The 17,909-nt window shown below is 67.0% G+C and carries 15 protein-coding genes; 10 read left to right on the top strand and 5 right to left on the bottom strand.

Annotated features, from left to right (window positions below; genetic code table 11):
• Nucleotides 1–10 precede the first annotated feature (10 nt).
• The 5 genes from accB (at nt 11) to glnA (ending at nt 4,317) form a co-directional block, all read left to right on the top strand.
• Nucleotides 11–499, top strand: coding sequence for an acetyl-CoA carboxylase biotin carboxyl carrier protein (gene accB, locus IFT71_RS14210; RefSeq protein WP_037527677.1), 489 nt, complete (start codon nt 11–13; stop codon nt 497–499).
• Nucleotides 499–1,851, top strand: a complete 1,353-nt coding sequence (gene accC / locus IFT71_RS14205; RefSeq protein WP_031438893.1) for an acetyl-CoA carboxylase biotin carboxylase subunit — start codon at nt 499–501, stop codon at nt 1,849–1,851. The genes accB and accC overlap by 1 nt, the downstream gene beginning before the upstream one ends.
• 102 nt (nt 1,852–1,953) lie before the next feature.
• Nucleotides 1,954–2,289, top strand: a complete 336-nt coding sequence (locus IFT71_RS14200) for an arsenate reductase family protein (protein WP_056674604.1) — start codon at nt 1,954–1,956, stop codon at nt 2,287–2,289.
• Between the two features lie 156 nt (nt 2,290–2,445).
• Nucleotides 2,446–2,784, top strand: coding sequence for a P-II family nitrogen regulator (locus tag IFT71_RS14195; RefSeq protein ID WP_031394505.1), 339 nt, complete (start codon nt 2,446–2,448; stop codon nt 2,782–2,784).
• Nucleotides 2,785–2,904: 120 nt separating this feature from the next.
• Nucleotides 2,905–4,317, top strand: a complete 1,413-nt coding sequence (gene glnA / locus IFT71_RS14190) for a type I glutamate--ammonia ligase (protein ID WP_031394506.1) — start codon at nt 2,905–2,907, stop codon at nt 4,315–4,317.
• A 223-nt stretch (nt 4,318–4,540) separates the two neighbouring features.
• Here the strand turns inward: glnA and IFT71_RS14185 are convergent, their stop codons facing one another.
• Entirely contained in the window at nt 4,541–5,506 is a 966-nt protein-coding gene (locus IFT71_RS14185; RefSeq protein ID WP_192141665.1) for a quinone oxidoreductase family protein, read from the bottom strand.
• A gap of 104 nt (nt 5,507–5,610) precedes the next feature.
• Here IFT71_RS14185 and IFT71_RS14180 point away from each other — a divergent pair, with 104 nt between their 5' ends.
• Nucleotides 5,611–7,035: an aldehyde dehydrogenase family protein gene (locus IFT71_RS14180; protein WP_192141663.1), complete on the top strand. Its 1,425-nt coding sequence runs from the start codon at nt 5,611–5,613 to the stop codon at nt 7,033–7,035.
• A gap of 34 nt (nt 7,036–7,069) precedes the next feature.
• Here IFT71_RS14180 and IFT71_RS14175 read toward each other — a convergent pair whose 3' ends face one another.
• From IFT71_RS14175 to IFT71_RS14165, 3 genes are all read right to left on the bottom strand, one after another.
• Nucleotides 7,070–8,845: an SLC13 family permease gene (locus IFT71_RS14175; RefSeq protein WP_056406135.1), complete on the bottom strand. Its 1,776-nt coding sequence runs from the start codon at nt 8,843–8,845 to the stop codon at nt 7,070–7,072.
• Nucleotides 8,846–8,930: 85 nt separating this feature from the next.
• Nucleotides 8,931–13,094 carry a translocation/assembly module TamB domain-containing protein gene (locus IFT71_RS14170; protein WP_192141661.1) on the bottom strand — a complete coding sequence of 1,388 codons (4,164 nt, stop codon included), beginning with the start codon at nt 13,092–13,094 and terminating at the stop codon, nt 8,931–8,933.
• On the bottom strand, nt 13,091–15,073 hold the full coding sequence (locus IFT71_RS14165; RefSeq protein ID WP_192141659.1) for an autotransporter assembly complex protein TamA: 1,983 nt from the start codon (nt 15,071–15,073) through the stop codon (nt 13,091–13,093). The genes IFT71_RS14170 and IFT71_RS14165 overlap by 4 nt, the downstream gene beginning before the upstream one ends.
• A 173-nt stretch (nt 15,074–15,246) precedes the next feature.
• Here IFT71_RS14165 and IFT71_RS14160 point away from each other — a divergent pair, with 173 nt between their 5' ends.
• A complete protein-coding gene (locus IFT71_RS14160; RefSeq protein ID WP_167396669.1) occupies nt 15,247–15,414 on the top strand; it encodes a hypothetical protein in 168 nt (55 codons plus the stop codon).
• Here the strand turns inward: IFT71_RS14160 and IFT71_RS14155 are convergent.
• Complete coding sequence (locus tag IFT71_RS14155; protein ID WP_192141657.1) at nt 15,411–16,043, bottom strand: S24 family peptidase; 633 nt, start codon at nt 16,041–16,043, stop codon at nt 15,411–15,413. The genes IFT71_RS14160 and IFT71_RS14155 overlap by 4 nt on opposite strands.
• A 90-nt stretch (nt 16,044–16,133) precedes the next feature.
• Between IFT71_RS14155 and IFT71_RS14150 the strand changes: the two genes are divergently transcribed.
• From IFT71_RS14150 to IFT71_RS14140, 3 genes are all read left to right on the top strand, one after another.
• On the top strand, nt 16,134–16,322 hold the full coding sequence (locus IFT71_RS14150) for a hypothetical protein (protein ID WP_031438885.1): 189 nt from the start codon (nt 16,134–16,136) through the stop codon (nt 16,320–16,322).
• Nucleotides 16,319–16,645: a hypothetical protein gene (locus IFT71_RS14145; protein WP_166746094.1), complete on the top strand. Its 327-nt coding sequence runs from the start codon at nt 16,319–16,321 to the stop codon at nt 16,643–16,645. The genes IFT71_RS14150 and IFT71_RS14145 overlap by 4 nt, the downstream gene beginning before the upstream one ends.
• 66 nt (nt 16,646–16,711) lie before the next feature.
• Nucleotides 16,712–17,908, top strand: a complete 1,197-nt coding sequence (locus tag IFT71_RS14140; RefSeq protein ID WP_031438883.1) for an acyl-CoA dehydrogenase — start codon at nt 16,712–16,714, stop codon at nt 17,906–17,908.
• Nucleotide 17,909: the final 1 nt, after the last annotated feature.

Here is a 17,909-nt window from a genome sequence, read left to right as displayed (position 1 = left end):
AGGCCCCGCCATGACCGATACACCAGAAACAACAGGCGCAATGCAGGTCGATGTGACCCTGGTGCGCCAGCTCGCCGAACTGCTCGACACCACGCAGCTGACCGAGATCGAAGTCGAGGACGGCTCGCGCCGCATCCGCGTCGCACGCAAGGCGGCGCAGGCCGCGCCCGTCGCGCACTATGCCCCCGCCCCTGCGGCGCCCGCCGTCTCCGCACCGCTGGCGATCCCGCAGGCTGAGGTCGGCGCGTCCGCCCCGGCGATCAGCGCGAGCGCCGTCAAGTCGCCGATGGTCGGCACGGTCTATCTGGCCGCCAACCCCGAAGCGAAACCGTTCTCGACCGTCGGCCAGAAGGTCAATGCGGGTGACACGCTGCTGATCATCGAGGCGATGAAGGTGATGAACACGATCGTCGCGCCCTCGGCCGGTACCGTCACCGCGATCCTCGTCGAGAACGGCCAGCCGGTCGAATTCGACCAGCCGCTGGTCGTGGTCGAATAATGAAGCAAATCAAGAAGCTGCTCATTGCGAACCGCGGCGAGATCGCGCTGCGGATCCACCGTGCCTGCCATGAGATGGGCATCAAGACGGTGGCGGTCCATTCGACCGCCGACGCCGACGCGATGCACGTAAGGCTTGCGGACGAGGCGATCTGCATCGGACCGCCGTCGGCCACCGACAGCTATCTGAACATCCCCAACATCATCTCCGCCGCCGAGATCAGCGGCGCGGACGCGATCCATCCGGGCTACGGCTTTCTCAGCGAGAATGCCCAGTTCGCCGAGATCGTCGAGCTGCACAACATCCTGTTCGTCGGCCCGAAGCCCGAGCACATCCGCACGATGGGCGACAAGGTCCAGGCCAAGCGCACCGCAGGCGCGCTCGGGCTGCCGCTCGTCCCCGGCTCGGACGGCGCGATCAGCGACATCGCCGAGGCCAAGCGGATCGCCGACGAGATCGGTTATCCGGTGATCATCAAGGCGGCCTCTGGCGGCGGCGGTCGCGGGATGAAGGTCGTCACCGACGCCGAAGACCTCGAAACGCAGATGCAGCAAGCCGGCAGCGAGGCGAAGGCCGCGTTTGGCGACGCCACCGTCTACATGGAAAAATACCTCGGCAATCCGCGGCATATTGAATTCCAGATCTTCGGTGACGGCGAGGGCAACGCGATCCATCTCGGCGAGCGCGACTGCTCGCTCCAGCGCCGCCACCAGAAGGTGCTCGAGGAAGCCCCCTCGCCGATCATCACCGCGGAAGAGCGCGAGCGGATGGGCGGCATCGTCGCCAAGGCGATGGCCGACATGGGCTATCGTGGCGCGGGGACGATCGAGTTCCTGTGGGAAGCGGGTGAGTTCTACTTTATCGAGATGAACACCCGGCTTCAGGTCGAGCATCCGGTGACCGAGATGATCACCGGCCTCGACCTGGTGCGCGAACAGATCCGCATCGCCGAGGGGCATCCGCTGACGCTGCGCCAGGAAGATGTGCAGTTCCGCGGCCATGCGATCGAATGTCGCATCAATGCCGAGGATCCGCGCACCTTCGCGCCGTCGCCGGGGCTGGTGAAGCTCTATCATGCGCCCGGCGGAATGCATGTCCGTGTCGATAGCGGACTCTATGCCGGCTACCGTGTGCCGCCTTATTACGACTCGATGGTCGCCAAGCTGATCGTCTACGGCGCGACGCGTCAGGGCGCGCTGCGACGGTTGCGGCGTGCGCTCGAGGAGATGGTGATCGAGGGCGTCACGACGACGATTCCCCTGCATCGTGCACTGCTCGACGATCCTGAATTCCAGGAGGGCGCGTACACGATCAAGTGGCTGGAAGAGTGGCTCGCCAAGCAGGGGGCGTAAGCGCTCCTGCCACTTAGAATGTTCTCCCGCGAAGGCGGGAGAACAAGAACCGGGCGGGACACATGGTCTGGCCGAGGTCAGTCCAATGACGACGGAGCATTCGTGAAGGCGACGATCTACCACAATCCGAAATGCTCCAAGTCTCGCGAGGCGCTCGCGCTGTTGCAAGAGGCCGGTGCGGACGTCACGATCGTCGAATATCTGAAGACTCCCCCGTCGCGCGCCGAACTCGTCCGTCTCTACGACCGCGCAGGCATGACGCCGCGCCAGGGCCTGCGCATGGCAGAGGACGGCGCGAAGGCGGTCAAGCATGGCGACGCCGAAGCGATCCTCGACGCGATGATGATCGATCCGCTGCTGATCGAACGCCCACTGGTCGAGACCGACAAGGGCGTCCGCCTCGGACGGCCCATCGCGCGGCTGCACGAAATTCTGTGATCGCTGCCCCCGCATCGTGCACATCCGTTCCGGATGCTGTATTTTCGGGCAGGGTTTACGGGTGAATCGGCCGTTGCCCGAAGTGGCGACAACTGGCACGTTTGGTGCAAGGCGCCCTGTAGGGCGTTGGTTTCAACGACAATCGGGGGCGTACCTGTGAAAAAGATCGAAGCCATCATCAAGCCGTTCAAGCTTGATGAGGTGAAGGAAGCGCTGCACGAGATCGGCGTAAGCGGCATCACCGTGACCGAGGCCAAGGGCTTTGGCCGGCAGAAGGGCCATACCGAGCTGTATCGTGGCGCCGAATATGTCGTCGACTTCCTGCCCAAGGTGAAACTCGAGGTCGTCGTCGCGGATGGTCTGGCACAGCGCGTCGTCGAGGCGATTGCCGCAGCCGCGCAGACCGGCCGGATCGGCGACGGCAAGATCTTCGTCATTCCCGTCGAAAGCGCGCTGCGTATCCGCACCGGCGAGCGCGACGACGACGCGATTTAACGGCTTTACTGACACCGACTTCATTTGACGCGGCGCAACAATCTGTGGAATTAGCGCGCTGCGCCGCACTATCATTTCCGGCATATCTGCCGACCTATCGAGCAAAGAGGGCTTAGCATCATGGCAAATTCGGCCAACGACGTCCTGAAGATGATCAAGGACCAGGAGATCGAGTGGGTCGATCTGCGCTTCACCGATCCCAAGGGAAAGTGGCAGCATCTCACTATGGTCGCCAGCCTGATCGGTGAAGACGAACTGACCGACGGCCTGATGTTCGACGGCTCGTCGATCGAGGGCTGGAAGGCGATCAACGAGAGCGACATGACGCTCAAGCCCGATCTCGACGCGGTCTATGTCGATCCGTTCTCGGCGACGCCGATGATGATCCTGATCTGCGACATCGCCGATCCGTCGACCGGCGAGCTCTACGCCCGCGATCCGCGCTCGACCGCCAAGCGCGCCGAGGCGTATCTGCTGACCACCGGCGTCGGCGACACCGTCTATGTCGGCCCCGAAGCCGAATTCTTCATGTTCGACGACGTCCGCTTCGAGAACAGCTATTCGACCAGCTATTACAAGATCGACGACATCGAGCTGCCGGGCAATTCGGGCCGCGAATATGAGGGCGGCAACCTCGGCCACCGTCCGCGTGCCAAGGGCGGCTATTTCCCGGTCGCGCCGGTCGACAGCGCCGTCGACATCCGCGGCGAGATGGTCTCGACGATGATCGAGATGGGCCTGCCCTGCGACAAGCATCACCACGAGGTCGCGGCCGCGCAGCATGAGCTGGGCCTGACCTTCGGCACGCTGACGCAGACCGCGGATCGCATGCAGATTTACAAGTACGTCGTCCACCAGGTCGCGCACGCATACGGCAAGACGGCGACGTTCATGCCCAAGCCGATCAAGGAAGATAACGGTTCGGGGATGCACACGCACTTCTCGATCTGGGATGGCAAGACCCCGCTGTTCGCCGGCAACGGCTATGCGGGCCTCAGCGACATGTGCCTGTATTTCATCGGCGGCATCATCAAGCATGCCAAGGCGGTCAACGCGTTCACCAACCCGACGACCAACAGCTACAAGCGCCTCGTCCCCGGCTACGAAGCGCCCGTGCTGCTCGCCTATTCGGCGCGCAACCGCTCGGCCTCGTGCCGCATTCCGTACGGCACCGGCCCCAAGGCGAAGCGCGTCGAAGTGCGCTTCCCTGACGCGCTCGCCAACCCGTATCTCGCTTATGCGGCGCTGATGATGGCGGGCATGGACGGCATCCTGAACAAGATCCATCCGGGCGAAGCGATGGACAAGAACCTGTACGACCTGCCGCCCGCAGAACTCGCCCAGGTCCCGACCGTCGCGGGTTCGCTCCGCGAGGCGCTCGACTGCCTGCTCGCGGATCACGACTTCCTGCTCAAGGGTGACGTGTTCTCGAAGGATCAGATCGAGAGCTATGTCGAGATCAAGCGTGCCGAAGTCGCGCGTTGGGAAATGACGCCGAGCCCGGTCGAGTATGACATGTACTACAGCGGCTGAGCNGTCGCCTATGGCGACGACCGACGACGTGGCTTCGCCACGGCGCTGACAGAGAAAGGGCGTCCGGAGCAATCCGGGCGCCCTTTCTTCGTTCGAGCATCCCGCTACTTCTGCCCTGCACGGGAAGATCAAATTGGGTTCTGCTCTATGCCCCTGTGTCCCCGCGAAGGCGGGGACACAGTCTGGGCTCCCGCCTTCGCGGGAGAACAGGATTACAGCGCGCTCAGGCCAGCAGCACGCTGCTCCCGAACGTCTCTCCTGCCTCGAGCGCCCGGTGCGCATCCGCCGCATCCTCCAGCGCGAAGGTCTGGCCGATCTCGGGCTTGAACGCGCCCTGCGCGAGCATCGCGAACACCCGGTCGACCATCGCCTGCCGGTGCTCGGCATAATCGAACAGCGTCGGGCGCGTCACGAACAGCGACCCCTTGGCCGCGAGCACGCCAAGATTGACGCCATCGACCACGCCCCCTGCATTGCCATAGCTGACGATCAGCCCGCGCTTCGCCGCGCTGTCGAGCGACGCCGCCCACGTTGCGCCGCCGACACCGTCGAGCACCACGGGCACGCCCTTCCCGCCGGTGATCTCGCGCACTCGGGCGGCGATATCCTCGGACCGGTGGAGAATGACGTGATCGGCCCCCGCCTTGCGCGTCCGCTCGGCCTTTGCCTCGCTGCCGACGCTCGCGATCACGGTCGCGCCGATCGCCTTCAGCCAGCCGACCAGGATATGCCCGACCCCGCCCGCGGCGGCATGGACAAGCACCGTCTGCCCCGCCTCGACGCGCGCGCAGCGTTCGATGAGAAACTCCGCGGTGCAGCCCTTCAGCAGGATCGCCGCGGCGGTGCGGTCGTCGAGCGTGTCGGGCAAATGGAAGAGCTCGCCCGCGGGCACGTTGCGCTCGGTGGCGTAGGCCCCGCGGGTCGGGCCGAAGGTGCCGACGCGGTCGCCCGGGGCAAAGCCCGTGACCCCCTCGCCCACCGCCATCACCACGCCGACCGCCTCGCTGCCGAGCCCGGAGGGCAACGCTACCGGATAGACACCGCTGCGGTGATAGGTGTCGATATAGTTCAGCCCGACCGCGGTGTTGCGCATCCACACCTCGCCCTTGCCCGGCGCGGGCAGGTCGACGTCGTCCCACTGGATCACCTCGGGGCCACCGGTCGTGCTGATAGTCGCTATGCGTGCCATGCCCGTCTCCTGTTGATCATGACCCTAACTAGGCTCCGCGTTTCGGGTTGCAACCGATCCGCCCGACGCCCATTCCTTTGCAAAACACGATGCGGAGAGGCATGATGAAGAGCTATCTGAAGCAGTATATCAACGGCGCCTGGGTCGACAGAGACGGCGGCCGAATCCACCAGGTCATCGACCCCTCGACCGAACAGCCCTGTACCGAGATCACGCTCGGCACCGCGGCCGATGTCGACAAGGCGGTCACCGCCGCCCGCGCGGCGTTCGAAAGCTGGAGCCAGACGAGCGTGCAGGAGCGGCTCGACGTGCTCGGTCGGATCATGACCGAGTACAAGGCGCGCATGCCCGATCTGGCCAAGGCGATGTCGCAGGAAATGGGCGCACCGATGGCGCTCGCATCGATGGCGCAGGCCCCGACCGGCCTCGCCCATTTCTCCGCGACCGCCAAGGCGCTGGCAGCGTTCGAATTCTCCGAAGTCATCGGCAAGGCGACCGTCGTGCACGAACCGCTCGGCGTCGTCGCGATGATCACGCCGTGGAACTGGCCGCTCAACCAGATCTGCGCGAAGGTCGCCCCCGCGCTGGCGGCAGGCGACACGATGATCCTGAAGCCGTCCGAGGAGGCGCCCTCCTGTGCAATCATCCTCGCCGAGATCATGGATGCCGCGGGCGTCCCGGCAGGAGTGTTCAACCTCGTCAACGGCGACGGCCCCGGCGTCGGCGTGGCGCTGTCGAGCCACCGCGACGTCGACATGGTCAGCTTCACCGGGTCGACCCGCGCGGGCATCGCAGTCGCGCAGGCCGCCGCTCCGACCGTCAAGCGCGTCCATCAGGAACTTGGCGGCAAGGCGGCGAACCTGGTGCTCGAAGGCGCAGACCTTGCCAAAGTCCTGCCGCCGACGGTGGCGGGCGTGCTCGCCAATTCGGGGCAGAGCTGCATCGCGCCGACCCGGCTGCTGGTCCATGCCAGTCAGGTTGCCGAGGCCACTGCGATCGTCAAAACGATGATGGAGCAGACCAAAGTGGGCGACCCTGCCGAAATGGGCCAGCATATCGGCCCCGTCGTCAACAAGGCGCAGTTCGACAAGATCCAGGGGCTGATCCAGTCGGCGATCGACGAGGGTGCGACGCTGGTCACCGGCGGCGTCGGCCGTCCCGACGGACGCAACGCGGGCTATTACATTCAGCCGACCTTGTTCACCGATGTCCGCCCCGACATGCGGATCGCGCAGGAGGAGACGTTCGGCCCGGTCGCGACGATCACCGCCTATGCCGACCAGGACGAGGGCATCCGCATCGCCAACGCGACCGAATATGGGCTGTCTGCGACGATCTCCGGTGACCCCGCCGCCGCCGCGAAGGTCGCGCCTAAGCTGCGGGCGGGGCTGGTCACGATCAATTCGTGGAGCCCCGACATCGGCGCACCGTTCGGCGGCTACAAGCAATCGGGCAATGGCCGCGAGAATGGCCGTTACGGGCTAACGGACTTCATGGAGGTGAAGACCGTGGTAGGCCTGCCCGGCTGACCCCGCCGACGCCCCCTCCCCTGCGGGAGGGGGCTCAGTGCATCGGCCAGACCGCGACGATCAGCGGCGTGCCGACCAGCAGCACCAGCAGCGACAAGGGCGCGCCGAGCCGGGCGTAATCGCTGAACTTGTAGCCGCCCGGCCCCATCACCAGCGTGTTGCACTGATGGCCGATCGGCGTGAGGAAGTCGCACCCCGCCCCGACCGCGGTCGCCATCAGGAACGCCTCGGGCCGATAGCCGAGATCGCCTGCAAAGGTCGCCGCGATCGGCGCCATCACCAGCACGGTCGCGGCATTGTTCAGGAACGGCGTGACCGCCATCGCGGCCGCCAGGATCAGCGCGACCGCGCCCCAGGGCGGCAGCGTCGATGCGGTCGCGGACAGCCATGTCGCGATGACGTCAGATGCGCCGGTGGTGCGAAGCGAATCGCTGACCGGAATTAACGCGCCGAGCATGATCAGGATCGGCCATTCGACATGGTCATAGGCCTCGCGCACCGGCAGCACGCCGGTCGCCATGATCAGCCCCGCTGCGGCGAAGAACGCCACCGCCACGGGCACGAACCCCATCGCCGTCGCCCCCATCGCGACGCCGAGGATACCGATCGGCAGCCAGCTTCGCTTCGACACGCCAAGCCGCATTTCGCGCTGTGCCAGCGGCAGGCAGCCGAGGTCGCGCAGCTTGCCGGGTAGCTGCTCAAGCGGCCCCTGCAGCACCAGCACGTCGCCCGCGCGCAGCTCGATATTCGCCAGCCTGCGCGACAGATGCTCGCCCTGTCGCGAGATCGCGATCAGATTGACCCCGAACCGCGCCTGCAGCGCAAGCCGCGCCGCGGTCCTGCCCGCCAGCGGCGAACCGACATTGACGACCGCCTCGATCACGCCGACTTCATCGTCGTCCGCCTGATCCGCCTTTTCGCGGTCCTCGCCTTCGAGCTTCAGCCGGTCGCGCGCGATCACGCGTTCGAGCGCATCGGGTTCGCCGCCGAGGATCAGTACGTCGCCCGCCCTCAGGTGCGTATGCTCGTTCGGCGCGCTGCGCATGCCCGCGCGCAAGATCCGCGTGATCGACACCTCGCCGTCGTGCCGTGCGAGAAAGTCCTCGACCGACTCGTCGACCGCAGGGGACGTCTCGGGGATCGCGGCTTCGGTGATATACCCCTTGATGTCGAGCGCCTCACCCATCGTTGGCGCAGCCCGCCGGTCGCGCGGCAGCAGGCGATAGGCGAAGCGCAGATAGATCAGCCCCATCACCGTCAGCCCGAGCCCGACCGGCGCATAGTCGAACATGCCGAAGGGATGTCCGGTCATCTGCTCGCGGACGCGGCTGACGATGATGTTGGGCGAGGTACCGACAAGCGTGATGAGACCGCCGAGCAGCGACGCGGTCGCCATCGGCATAAGGAACACCGATGGCGAGGTGTTGTTCTTCTTCGCCATCTGGAACGCGGCGGGCATCAGCATCGCCAGCGCGCCGATATTCTTGACCAGCGCGGACGAGAACCCCACCGACGCGGTCAGCACGACAAGCTGCGACCGCACCCGCGTGACCCGCTTTGCAAGCTTCGCCAGCGCCAGTTCGATCACCCCCGAGCGCTGGACCGCCGCCGAGATGACGAGCGCCGAACCGACGATGATCACGATGTCGTCGGAAAAGCCCTTGAAAGCGTCCTTCGGACTGACGATCCCGAGCGCGATACTCGCTAGCAACGCCAGGATAGCTGTGACGTCGTAGCGAAACCGTCCCCAGATGAAGAGCATCATCATGCCGATGAGCGTGGCGATCGAAAGAGATTGGGGAAGGGTCATCTGGCCTCGATATGTAACGGCCGATCAACCATGCCCGACAGGCCTGGTTCCCACGACAAGGGGTCCTCTAGCGTTTGCCGCCGGCTCAATAGTCTTTGGAAATGCGGACGTTCGCACTCTGCCTGCCAAGCGTGGAGATGCTCGACAGCAGCGACAGCCAGCGCGTGACCTGGAACTCGACCTGCGTCGCGCTATAGCCCTGGCCGTCGGTGACGATCTCCGCATAGAGCCGCCGCGTCACATATTTGCCCGCGGCGATCGACGTGCCCTGCCCCGTCTGCGGGTCGGCAGGCAGGATGCGCAGCCGGTCGAGACCTGCTGCACGCCGCACTGCGTTGATCGGGTTGATCCCGTTGCCGCCGTCCTGCAACGCCGCCACCGCCGCCGCGAGCTGCAGGGCTTCGGGCGCGGACAGGTTGGTGATCGACGTCCCGAACAGCAAACGCGACAGCAGTTCATCCTGTGGCAGCGCGGGCGTGCTGGTAAACCCGATCTCGGGCTTGAGCGCATAGCCCGTGACGCGGATCGATGCGTTGAGCCCTGTCGAATCGGCGTTCGCTTCGATGTCGAGCGCCGGGTTCGCAGGCACGCCGCCATCGAACCGGATGACGCCGCGTGCCAGCTCGAATTCGCGGCCGGCAAATTCGTAATCGCCGCGGATCAGCGTCGCACGGCCCGTGATCGCGGGGTTCTGCGGCTCACCGGCGATCTGGAGATTGGCGGACCATTCGCTCGTCAGCCCCAGCCCGCTGACCATGACCTGGTTCGGTGCGCGGGCCTTGATCGCCAGCGTCCAGGGGCGCGTCGGCGCGGCCTTTTCCTCGCCGCCCTCGGGCAGGTTGATTTCCCGGATGTTGAGCTGCGGCACCGCGCTCGCCGCGGTCGCCTGGCCTAGCCGGTAGCGGCTCTTGTTCATCACCACGTCGCCCGCGATCACGCCGCCTATCCCGTCCGACGTGAACGTCAGCGGCCCCGTCACGGTCGCGCCGATATCGTCGCGATTGATCATCACCGCGCTTGCAGTCTGGAGCCGCAGGTCGATGCCAAGCCCGTTCTTGCCTGCGAAATCAAACTGGCCGACCCCCGTCACCCGGCCGCCCTTGCCCGCGTCCGCCGCGAAACGGTCGATCACCAGGCGCGAGCCGCCGAACCGGCCGCTGGCCTGGACGTTCGACAGGATCGTCCCCGTCGTGCCGCTTTCGATGCGGGCGTTGGTCGCACGGACGACGCCGCGGATCACCGGCGCCTCGAGCGTACCGGCGACGTCCGCACCGATCGCTACCGGCCCCGACAGGTCGAACAGCTCGACCCCCGTCAGTCGCCACAGCGTGTCCGCGGGCCCGCTGTAGCGAAGCTGTCCGAATAGCCGCGCGCGTGCGATCCGCGTGGCGAGGTCGCCCTCACCAAGCGGCGCAAGCTGCGCCTGTGCGCGACCGATCGTCTTGCCGCCCGAGGCGATCACCGCACGCAGGCCGAGCTTGTCGGGCGACAGAAGCGCCGCGACCCCGACGTCGATCGGCCGCGACGACAGCACGAGCCCCGCACGGCTGAGGCCACGGATCGTCACGTCCGCCTTGCCCGTCGGCGGGTTGCCGCCGCTCGTCGCGACGCTGAACGTACCCGATGCCAGACCGCCAAGACCGAGTCCCGGATAGCCGATATCGAGGATGGCCAGCGGCATCCGCGTCATGCTCGCATCGATCGCGCTGGTCGATCCGGTGAAGCGTCCGCCGATCTGCGCCTCGCCCCCCGAAAAGCTCAGACGCGTCGGTGCGAGGCGCCAGCCATCGCCGTCGCGGGTCACGATTGCGGGGCTCAGCAGGCGCAGCGGCCGCCGGTCGAGCGTCCCTTGCGCCGCGATGCGATAGCTGTCGGCGGTCACGTCGGTCACGCTCTCGATATCGAACGCCCGTCCACGCGACCCGGCGATCGACGCCTTGATCTGCCCCACTCCGCCGCGCAGCGACGCGCTGCCAGCCAGCCGCCCGATGCTGAGCGCGCCGCGTTGCAAGCCTGCGCCGGTCGCGGTCGCCTCGATCGAGGTTCCCGCGGGGTCGAGAATCGTGACGAGGTCCATATGGCCACGCCGCAACGTCCAGCCGGCAAGCGTCCCCGCGCGCGCATCGAGGTGCGCCTCGACGCGCTGATTCTCGCCGACCGGCCGGAAGAGCAGTTCACCCGCTAGACCGCCGCCCGCCACCGCGAGCCGCCCGTTGAAGCCGCCATCGACGATCGCGAGCGTCCCCGTCGCGCGGGTCCCGCTGACGTCCAGCGCGGCGATCGCGATCGTGGCACCCGCGCCGCGCGGCAGGAGCAGCGTTCCGGTCGCGGTAAAGGGGCCAAGCCGCGAGCCACCCGCAGCGGCAAAGGCATAGCCCTGCGCGGTCGGATCGAGATGCGCCCGCACGTTGGTCAGCCCCAAGGCCGGACTGGGGCTGGCAAGGACGAGGTCGAGCGTCGGCCGCTCGATCCTGCCGTCCAGCGTCAGCGTGACCGGCCCGTAGTTCTGCTGACGGCCACCGCCCTCGAACCGGAAGCTGCCGTCGCGCCGTCTGTAGCCGTTGCCGCTCAACCGGATCTGCGGCGCGACAAGGACGAGGTTGCTGAAATGCAGGACTCCGTCCGTCGTTCGTTCGAGATTGGCGGTGAGCCGCGGCAGACCGCCTGCGAGACTGCGGAAGAAGGCGTTGTCGAGTCGCAGCACCTGTGCCGCGCCCTGCCCGATCACGCGCGTCCCCTTGCCGTTCGGCCCCGGAACGACGCGCAGCGTCGACGTGACGTCGACGATCCCCAGCCCCGGGATCAGATAGCGACCGAGCCGGCCATTCACCCCGACGTCGAACCGCCCGGTGCGCAGATCGACCCGGATGCCGATCCGTCCGTTGAGCTTGTCGGAGCGCAGCACGAGGTCGTCACCGGTCAACAGCGCAGGCGTGATCCGCAGCCGCCCATCGACCGACAGGTTGCGCAGGATCCCCCCGGCGACATCGCCGACCCCGGTCACGCGGGCGGCGGTGACGCGGATCGGGACGGTGACCGGCGCCGCCGACAGACGCCCCTTGCCGGCGATCCGCACGCGATCGAAGCCGGTCTTGTCGAAGGTCAGTCGTGCCGCGTCGAGGCGGTAGTCGAAGCTTGCGGTCGCGAAGGCACCGTCGAGAATGGCGCGCAGTTCGATGCCGCTGCCCCCCATCGTCCCGATCAGCGCCGTCGGCCGCAGCAGCCGCGCCTTCACGCGAAGATCACGAAACGCGTTCGCGCCGAGATCGACGATACCCGTTGTGTCGAGCGAGAGCGCCGGCGACCGCAGCGACAGCCGCCCGTCGAGCCGGCGTTCGACGAACGTCGCGGCGCCATTGACCAGCACCCGCGGCGTCGTGAGCGCTGCGAGCCGTCCGCTGAGCAGCCCCGAGGGGGCGAGCGTTCCCGACAGCGTATAGCGTCCGCTCGCCTGTGAGAGCGCGAGATCGACCGCGCGCGACGCGCCGACATTACCCTGTGCGCGGCCCGTCCAGCGCGCCCAGCGGCCGTCACCGGTGACGACGAGCGCGACGTTGCTCCGGGCACCGACCATCCGCGCGAGCACCCCGTTCGCCGCCCCGCGCGCCGCGACGTCCAGATCGAACCGGTCGCGCGCGGGCTCCGCATCGATCCGCAGCTTGAGCCGGTCGCTGCCCGCGACCAGCGCGTTCACATCGACGAGCGCGCGTCCCGAGCGGATATCGGCTCGGCCGTCGAGCCGCGCGACGCGGGCGGTGCCGAGCACGCGGGTGTCGAGCAGCAGGCGTCCGACCGTGAGCCGCCCGATTCGGATGTCGAAATCCGGCAGGATCGGCGTGCGCCTCTTCGACGGTCGCGTGCGCGGGACGTGGAACAGCGTCGCGCGCTCGATCGCGAGCCGCCGGATCTCGAGTCGGTTCGAAAACCAGCGGACGGGCGACCAGTCGAGCGCGACGCGCGGTGCCTGGAACACGAGCCCGTCGAGATCATAGACGCGCAGATCGGTCAGCTGCGTATCACCATAGAGAGACCCGTCGATTCGCCCGATCGTGAAACGCAGCCCGTTGGCCGCGCGGATCGCGCCGACCCGATTGGCGACATAGCGGTGGCCGATATCGGTATCGACGATCAGCAGCGCGGCGCCGACGATCGCCACCAGGGCCAGGAATGCCGCCGCAAGCCAGCGCCACCAGCGGCGCCGTGGCACAGGCCGGCCCGGCTCTGTCGCGTCGGTCGCGGCGTCGGTCAAAACGCCTGTCCCAGCGATACATAGACCGCGATCCGGCTGTCCCCCGGTTGCGGGTTGATCGGCGTCCCGACATCGAAGCGGATCGGGCCGAAGTTCGAATAATAGCGCACCCCGATCCCCGTGCCATATTGCAGGCCGGTGAATTTGGGCAGCGGCGACGTGTAGATGTTGCCCGCATCGAGGAACGGCACGACCCCGAAATTGCCGAACGCCTTGATCCGCGCCTCGATCGAGAATTCGGTCAGGCTGCGGCCGCCGATCGGGTCGTTGTTCGGATCGCGCGGACCGATCGACTGATAGCCATAGCCGCGTATCGACGCGCCGCCGCCGGCATAGAAACGCCGCGACGGTGCCACCTGATCGCGCGGCGCGCCGACGATCGTGCCGAGCCGGGTCCGCCCCGCCAGCACGATCCCGTCGCTGACCGTCCGGTACACACTCGCGTCGATCTGCGTCCGGGCGTAGCCGAACACCGATCCCTGGAACGATGCCTCCGGGCTCAGCCGCCCGCCGAGCCGGAACCCGCGCGTCGGGTTGAGCAGGTCGTCCGATCCGTCATAATTCAGCGTGGTCGGCAGCGCGCCGATGAAGAAGGTCCGGCGTCGAGGATCGCCGGTCGACACGATCACGTCGCGTTCGTCCGACGCGATCAGCTCCGCGCCGAGCGACCAGGTCCAGGTCTTCTGGAAGAAGATGTTCGTCTGGCGTTCGATGCTGCCGGCCAGCGTGAAGGTCTTGGCCTCATACGCATCGCGGTTGATATGCACCGCGGAGACCTGCGCGGTCAGCACGCGGTCGCGCGCATGAAAGTTGTTGCGGCGATAGACGATCGCGCCGAGCTGCTCCTGCGTCCCGATAACGCTGCGCAGCGTGAGCGCGCCCTCGGGCGGAAACAGGTTGCGATGCGTCCAGCTGACCTCGGCGCGTGCGCCCTCGCCCGTGCCATACCCAAGCTCGCCCGCGACCGTGCGCGGCGGCGCGCGGTCGAGCTTCACACCGATATCGACGCTGTCGGCGGTGCTGCCCGGGATCGGCCTGACCTCGACCGACGACACCAGGCTGGTCTGGACGAGCGCCCGGCGCAGATCGTCCAGCTCGCCCGCATCATAGGGCTGACCGGGCGTGAACCGCGCGATCTCCTGCACATGCTCCGCATCGAACACGCGGTTGCCGGGCAGCGCGACGATCCGGCCAAAGCGCTTCTGGCCGCCCGGGACGATCGACAGGTCGAGCGTCGCGGTGCGCGTCGCATGGTCCACCACGATCGCCGGATCGCCGACCTTGGCGAACGGAAAGCCCTCGCGCCCGATCTGAGTCGTCAGCTTGGCCTCGCCCGCGACGATCGCATCCGAGTTGACCGGGTCGGCAGGCTTGATGCCGAAGGCCTGGGCCAGCGCGGGCGCCTTGTCCCCCGCCGCCGCCAGACCATCGATCGTCACGCCCGTGAAGGTATAGCGCGTGCCCGGATCGGCCGAGACGATCACCAGCGGCTTCTGCCCGGGCTCGACCCGGGTGGTGACGCGCGCGTCATAATAGCCCTCGGCGCGCAACAGGCTGTTGAGCAGGTCGCCGTCCTCGCGCGCACGGCGATCGAGCTGCGCTGCATTGGCGACCTCGCCGTCGTTCGCGTTGAGCGTCGAGAGCTGGTCGAACCGCTGTTTCAGCAGCGCGTTCTCGATCGAGTCGATTCCCTCGATCCGCCACGAATAGCGCGTCTCGGTCGTCGCATCGGTGTTGGTCGCGACGGTGACCGGATCATCGGTGGCGGCGGCAAGATCGGGCCAGGCGACGCCGATATCGGGCAGCGGCGCGAGCGGCGACATGGGATCGAGCGACACCGGCGCGTCTGCGGCCGCAGCGCCCTCCTGCGGCGTGGACACGCGTGTCTGGGCGGCGGCGCACGGGGGCGCCGTCAGCATCGGCACGACAAGGACGGCGGTGGCCGTACCGATCCCGACCCACCCGAAGCGGTACACCATGCTCGCCTCCTAGCCGGGCTTGGCCCCCCGCGACAGTCGTTCGTGACGCATTTTCGCCACGTTTCGTCATGACATCGAAATATCCTGCCGGACAATCAGCGCGTTGCACGGTGCATCGTCCGCGTCGACGTCCGGCACTGGCGTCCGTGCGCGCGACGTGGCAGGTGCGGATCATGGCTGATAAACGTCCGACCGCTGCTGGCGGCTTCCTGATCGCACTCGGCATCCTTGGCGGTGCCGGGGTCGGATTTGCGATCGGCCAGGCCACGCCCGGCCTCCTGATCGGCACCGCGATCGGCGTCGCCGCCGCGCTCCTCGTCTGGATTCGCGACCGCCGCTAGGCGGGTTCGCGCATCTGCCAGACGACGCGGCCGACAATGTCGACCGGGCCGTCGGGTACAGGCGGCGCGGCAGGATTGTCGCTCGACACGCTGAGCGTCCCGTCCCGCAGCGCGACCCGCTTGACCATCGTCAGGCCATCGACCCGGATGACGTGAAGCCGTCCACGCGCGCCCGGCACCGTGGTCGCCATATCGACGATGATGTGATCGCCATCCTGCAGTCCGGGCTCCATCGAAGTCCCCCGGACCCGGATGATCGCCGCCTGCCCGTCGCGCAGCCCCAGCCGCCGCGCCAGCGCCGGGTCGATCACGTCGGTGCCCAGCAGCACCTCATCATCGACCAGCGCGCCCGGCCCGGCCGACGCCTGCACCGCGAGGCGGGCGATCCGAAACCCGGTGCGGCTCGCCCCCGTCTTTCCCCCGCTCCCACCGAGAACATGATCCTCGACGCCGAGATACTGCGCGAGCAGCCGGCGATCGTCCTCCGCCAGTCGTCGTGGCGACCCGCGCTTCACATATTGCTGCAGATAGGCCGCATTGCGTCCCAGCATCGCCGACAGGGCCGCCAGACTGTCCCCGCGCGCAGCCGCAAACCGTGCCAGCGCTGCTCGGGGATCGGGATCGGACATGGTGAAACCATAGCGCAGGAAAAATCCTAGACAAGTTGGACTTCAAGGAACAGATCGTGAACAGACAGAGGGAATCACAAGGAGCAAACGATGTCCGTACTGGTCAAGATCAACCGATATCTGCGGCAGACCGACATGGGGGCGGCGACCTTCGGACGGCGTGCAGTGAATGATTCCCGGCTCGTCGCAGATCTCAGACGCGGTCGCCAACCACGCGCGGGCCTGGTCGCGCGGATCGAGGCGTTCATCGCGAACACGTCCGGGCGCGGCCGGTCGTGAGGATGGACCCCCTGCGCGGCCCCGATGTCGCGACGCGGTTGATCCGCGCACTTCACGCCAGTGCCGCAGCATCTGGCACGTCAGTTGAGGTGATCGAGACGGTTTCACGCCCATGGGCGAGCGCGACCTTCTCGGGCGAGCAACACCATCTGGTCATCCTGGCGGATCCCATACCCGGTTTTCGATCCTGGCTTGCCACCCTGCCCGATGCCGAGCTGCCACTGCGGGGGCACATCCTCGCCGATCTCGCGATCGACGCGGTGGAGCAGGTCGGGTCGCGGCTGCGTGTCACCATCGCGGCGTTGACGCTGATCGACGCATAGCCATGCCTTGGGGCTGGACTTTCCGCCTTGGAAACACGAAGTCGGCGGCCAATGAAGGAGATGACGATGGCAGGCACCGGCGCCGGAATGGGCAAGTTCGAATGGGCGGATCCGTTCCTGCTCGACGACCAGCTGAGCGAAGACGAACGCATGATCCGCGATACCGCGCGCGCCTATGCCGAGGACAAGCTCGCGCCGCGGATCATTGACGCGTTCCAGCACGAACATACCGATCCCGCGATTTTCCGCGAAATGGGCGATCTCGGCCTGCTCGGGCCGACGATCCCAGAGGAATATGGCGGCGTCGGCGCCTCCTATGTCGCGTACGGCCTGGTCGCGCGCGAGGTCGAGCGGATCGACTCGGGCTATCGCTCGATGATGTCGGTCCAGTCGAGCCTGGTGATGTACCCGATCAATGCGTTCGGTTCCGAGGCACAGAAGCGCAAATATCTGCCGAAGCTCGCGACTGGCGAGTTCATTGGTTGCTTCGGACTGACCGAGCCCGATGCGGGGTCGGACCCCGGCGGCATGACGACGCGCGCGAAGAAGACCGCGAACGGCTATGTCATCTCGGGCGCCAAGACCTGGATCTCCAACTCGCCGATCGCCGACGTGTTCGTGGTCTGGGCCAAGTCCGACGAGCATGGCGGTGGCATCCGCGGCTTCATCCTGGAACGCGGGATGAAGGGGCTCGAGACGCCCAAGATCGAGGGCAAGCTGTCGCTGCGGGCGTCGATCACCGGCATGATCCTGATGGACGAGGTCGAGGTCGGCGAGGACGCGTTGCTCCCCGACGTCCAGGGGCTGAAGGGGCCGTTCGGCTGTCTCAACCGCGCGCGCTACGGGATCTCGTGGGGTGCGCTCGGTGCCGCCGAATTCTGCTTCCACGCCGCGCGGCAATATGGCCTCGATCGCAACCAGTTCGGCACCCCGCTCGCCGGGCGGCAGCTCTATCAGAAAAAGCTCGCCGACATGGAGACCGAGATCGCGCTCGGGCTCCAGGCGTCACTGCGCGTCGGGCGGCTGATGGACGAGGGGCGGTTCGCGCCCGAGATGGTCTCGATCGTCAAGCGCAACAATGTCGGCAAGGCGCTCGACATCGCGCGGATGAGTCGGGACATGCACGGCGGCAACGGCATTTCGGGGGAATATCAGGTAATGCGTCACATGATGAACCTCGAGACGGTCAACACCTATGAGGGCGCACACGACGTCCACGCGCTGATCCTCGGCCGCGCGATCACGGGTATTGCAGCGTTCTAGT

Source organism: Sphingomonas sp. CFBP 13733 (assembly GCF_014841795.1).
Classification (GTDB): Bacteria; Pseudomonadota; Alphaproteobacteria; order Sphingomonadales; family Sphingomonadaceae; genus Sphingomonas; species Sphingomonas aerolata.
The sequence above is the reverse complement of the archived record's forward strand: the minus strand, read 5'-3'. Positions and strand labels throughout refer to the sequence as shown.

What these genes read in the sequence shown, in the direction of transcription:
- accB (WP_037527677.1), top strand. Translation starts at nt 11, where the DNA reads ATGACCGATACACCAGAAACAACAGGCGCAATGCAGGTCGATGTGACC.
- accC (WP_031438893.1), top strand. Translation starts at nt 499, where the DNA reads ATGAAGCAAATCAAGAAGCTGCTCATTGCGAACCGCGGCGAGATCGCG.
- glnA (WP_031394506.1), top strand. Translation starts at nt 2,905, where the DNA reads ATGGCAAATTCGGCCAACGACGTCCTGAAGATGATCAAGGACCAGGAG.
- IFT71_RS14185 (WP_192141665.1), bottom strand. Translation starts at nt 5,506, where the DNA reads ATGGCACGCATAGCGACTATCAGCACGACCGGTGGCCCCGAGGTGATC.
- IFT71_RS14180 (WP_192141663.1), top strand. Translation starts at nt 5,611, where the DNA reads ATGAAGAGCTATCTGAAGCAGTATATCAACGGCGCCTGGGTCGACAGA.
- IFT71_RS14175 (WP_056406135.1), bottom strand. Translation starts at nt 8,845, where the DNA reads ATGACCCTTCCCCAATCTCTTTCGATCGCCACGCTCATCGGCATGATG.
- IFT71_RS14165 (WP_192141659.1), bottom strand. Translation starts at nt 15,073, where the DNA reads ATGGTGTACCGCTTCGGGTGGGTCGGGATCGGTACGGCCACCGCCGTC.
- IFT71_RS14160 (WP_167396669.1), top strand. Translation starts at nt 15,247, where the DNA reads ATGGCTGATAAACGTCCGACCGCTGCTGGCGGCTTCCTGATCGCACTC.
- IFT71_RS14155 (WP_192141657.1), bottom strand. Translation starts at nt 16,043, where the DNA reads ATGTCCGATCCCGATCCCCGAGCAGCGCTGGCACGGTTTGCGGCTGCG.
- IFT71_RS14150 (WP_031438885.1), top strand. Translation starts at nt 16,134, where the DNA reads ATGTCCGTACTGGTCAAGATCAACCGATATCTGCGGCAGACCGACATG.
- IFT71_RS14140 (WP_031438883.1), top strand. Translation starts at nt 16,712, where the DNA reads ATGGCAGGCACCGGCGCCGGAATGGGCAAGTTCGAATGGGCGGATCCG.